The sequence below is a fragment of the Shewanella sp. SM87 genome (genome assembly GCF_025653705.1).
Taxonomy (GTDB): domain Bacteria; phylum Pseudomonadota; class Gammaproteobacteria; order Enterobacterales; family Shewanellaceae; genus Shewanella; species Shewanella oncorhynchi.
The window spans coordinates 1-3,166 of the sequence record NZ_JAKKSC010000068.1 but is presented as its reverse complement, the minus strand read 5'-3'; the positions used below and the strand labels follow the sequence as shown (position 1 = coordinate 3,166).

Annotated in this window: 4 protein-coding genes; 1 reads left to right on the top strand and 3 read right to left on the bottom strand. The window is 39.8% G+C overall.

The genetic code is table 11. The features are described 5' to 3' along the window. From tnpA to L5M11_RS23555, 3 genes are all read right to left on the bottom strand, one after another. Positions 1 to 167: IS66 family insertion sequence element accessory protein TnpA (gene tnpA, locus L5M11_RS24050; RefSeq protein WP_411569098.1), on the bottom strand; the 167-nt coding region annotated here is incomplete at its 3' end. Positions 168 to 614: 447 nt separating this feature from the next. After that, positions 615 to 2,111, bottom strand: coding sequence for a serine/threonine-protein kinase (locus L5M11_RS23560; RefSeq protein ID WP_263193427.1), 1,497 nt, complete (start codon positions 2,109 to 2,111; stop codon positions 615 to 617). 113 nt (positions 2,112 to 2,224) lie between these two features. Further along, entirely contained in the window at positions 2,225 to 2,809 is a 585-nt protein-coding gene (locus L5M11_RS23555) for an MltR family transcriptional regulator (RefSeq protein WP_263193426.1), read from the bottom strand. 183 nt (positions 2,810 to 2,992) lie between these two features. On the opposite strand from L5M11_RS23555, the gene L5M11_RS23550 reads away from it, so the two are divergent. Continuing rightward, on the top strand, positions 2,993 to 3,166 hold a 174-nt coding region (locus tag L5M11_RS23550), incomplete at its 3' end, for a transposase (protein ID WP_263192006.1).

The following is a 3,166-nucleotide window of genomic DNA, read 5'->3' as shown; positions in this document are numbered from 1 at the left end:
ACATTAGCTTGCTCAGTTTGTGGTGATAGACGTTGCCGCCATTTATAAAATGACATGGTGCTCAGTTGATGGGTTTGGCAAAACTCAGTGATGCTCAGCTCTGATGTGTGCCATAAGTCGATTAATTGCTGCCATTGTGCAGCGTTGCGGTAAGCTCGCTTTGCCATATCACTCTCCTGTAATGATGAGTGCACAGCTTATCGCGCGATCTTAAGTGGGAATAGGACGTCCTAAAATGGACGCTTACATTGCCCTTGTTGCCACCTCGCGATGCATTTTATGGGCGTTCATATGCGTCATCGACCGACAGGGGCTAATATCACCGCCTAAGGCGAGAAGTATAAGGATAACGGGTTAACCAAACTGAATGAGGACTCGATAATGTATTGATGCACAAGTGATAAAAATATTAGCTCGTTCGCTAAGGGCGGGTCATGTCCTCATATAAAGTCTCTTTGAAAATAAGACCTTCGCCAGCACAAATTCTCAATCCGCTATTTGCATAATAAAGTGTCAACAACCAGCGTCGGGCTTGTTCAACACTTGGGATAAGGTCGCGGCTAAGCGCGGCCTATCCTTATTTGTTATATGGCTTGACGCTAAAATATACCGCACTAAAAAACATTAGAAATAAATTCAATAACATTATCAATTTCTAATGCTGATACATTAAAGTTATAAATATGCATGACCCCAACATGGTGAATTTCTTTCACTAATTCATCAGTGGTAAATGCAAATGGATCTGGTCTATTGTCTCGACGATGAGCTATAGCTGAATGTGTATTTTTCAATAAATACCAATCACCGTAATCATCATCTTCAGATGCAACCAATACAAGATTCAAGCCTGTTCCATCAGAAGACTCTACCCCACCCCAAGCTAAAACTGGTTTCCCATTTAGGGTTGGTTTTGTCACATGAAGTCTGCGTTCACCCCACCCATCGTCTGCGTAGCGACTGAGAACGTCAGAATCATTAATTTTGTGAAACCATATGTTTACAGCCTTGCGATCAAACCTAATGTCACTTGTCAGATCTCCCATATCAGAAATTTTAGAGATACTCATTGCTGAGTCTGCACCTGAAACCTTATTGAAATTATCAACAAATTCGTTTACTGGCTGAATAATTTCATTCTTGAACTGAAAGTTCAAAATGTCATTTTTCCTCTTCAGTTCTTTTTCTTTAACTTGCTGTTCAGATAAGGCTTCTTCTGCCTTCAAATCTCTCGATATTTTTTTTTGCAAGATATTATCAATTGCTGATCTATGATCACCAACATTTTGAGTGGCATTGATTAGCTCTTGCCTTACTTCATCCCATGCTTTAAAACGCGCACTTGGCCTTTTTGCCATTAGTTTATTAACAACGGAGGATACTTTGGGAGAGATTTTGGCATTTACTGTATTTAGCGCTTTAGGTACTGAAGTTAGGTGTGCTTGTTCCCAATCATGAGGTGTACCGTAAGCATGCCGCATACCTGCTATTTGATAAAAGACATGACCAATGGAATACATGTCCATTTGAATTGTATTTTTCTCAGCTCTGTAAGCTTCAGGTGCAATATAAGGTGCTGTGCCCCAACCTTTGAATGTTTTAGAGCGTGTTTTTTCTTCTGCTATTTTTGCCAAACCAAAATCGGCTATTTTAAAAATGCCTTTTTCTATAAAGATGTTGTCTGGTTTAATATCTCTGTGAACTAATATTTCATTAACAGCTTCCATTCCATCGATTATCTGATGGAATATTTCCAAACAAGCATCCTCTTCCATAAACTCATGTTGAGCCAACAGAAAATCTTCTAATGAGCCACCTTCAGCCAAATCCATTACGAGGTAAGGAGTTTTTGGTTCAGTTAACCCATCATGAAAACCGCGGTAACAAATTACATTTTTATGAGTAATGTGTTGAGCTTTTTCCCATTCATTAATAAGAGAGCGGTGGTTATTATCATCAGGAAGAAAATATTGCAGTGACTTTAATGCAAATTTTGAATTCCCATGCTTTTCTTCAATAGAAAAAACATGCCCCATACCGCCTTGCCCTAAAAATTTTGAGATAACATACTCTTTACCTTGAAACTCAACTGAATCCTTGATTCTAAACATTTATACTTCCTTCATAGATAATAGTATGTCCTGACTGAACGCCATATAACGCCGTGCTCTGCGGGAGGAGCGAAGCGACGATCCGCAGCAGCACATTGTTATGGCTTGCTGTCTCATTTTTCTTTGCTTTTAGCCATGACCATTACTGGTACACCTTCGGGAGGGAACTCATCTTCGACTGAACGCCACCTAGCTTCATAAGCAGTTACCCAAGTTTTAGCTTCTCTTCGTTCTTTCTCTACCCAAGCAGGCCTGTAATAGAGACGCAAAACAATACACACGATTGCATTAGTAAATCTAAACCTTGGATCATTAGTTGGATAGTTAGATCCTTCGGGTAGATCTGATTTTAAACTTGAACAGAACCCTTTAATTTTCTCCGTCTGGAACGATAGTCCATGCTTTGCATGCGCAAATTCATTCCTTACTTTACGAATTAAACTTATTTCTTGATACTCAAATTCATCTATTAGGCCCAATGCAAAGCAAGTTTCGATTTTTGAAGAGAATGTACCTAATGGAGCATTACCCTCGGTAAGCAATTTTTTAGACGATTTACCCTCGATAAAAAAGGCCTGCAATGTTTCCAGTAGCTTTTCATCGATTAATGCAGTGCCAACTAAAGGGAGGCCTCTATCCGTTTCCTTTTTTAGTTCTTCGACAAACTTCGCTAAGTCTTCTGCATGATCTAATCTCATTCGAGCTTAATTCTCCTTATGGCCATAACGTTTGGTTAAGGGGCGGGCTTTAGCCCGTCCCAGTGAGCGAAGCGAACGATTTGAACCACTTATTATGCAATTATTCTGGTGTAGTGGCATAGTGAATTTGGCCACCTAATAAGAAATGTTATGATCTCATTCATAGCGAATTTAGGTGACAAAATGAATAAAAGTAAACGTGCTCGATATAGCGCAGCGATTAAACTCGAAACTGCCCAATTAGTCATTGACCAAGGCTATACACAAGAAGCGGCTGCCAAAGCCATGAACGTAGGTAAATCAACGGTCAGTAAGTGGGTAACGCAACTTCAGGTTGAACGCAAAGGGCTTACTCCT

Excerpts from the sequence above, each read along its gene's own strand:
- L5M11_RS23560 (WP_263193427.1), bottom strand. The coding sequence starts at position 2,111 with ATGTTTAGAATCAAGGATTCAGTTGAGTTTCAAGGTAAAGAGTATGTT.
- L5M11_RS23555 (WP_263193426.1), bottom strand. The coding sequence starts at position 2,809 with ATGAGATTAGATCATGCAGAAGACTTAGCGAAGTTTGTCGAAGAACTA.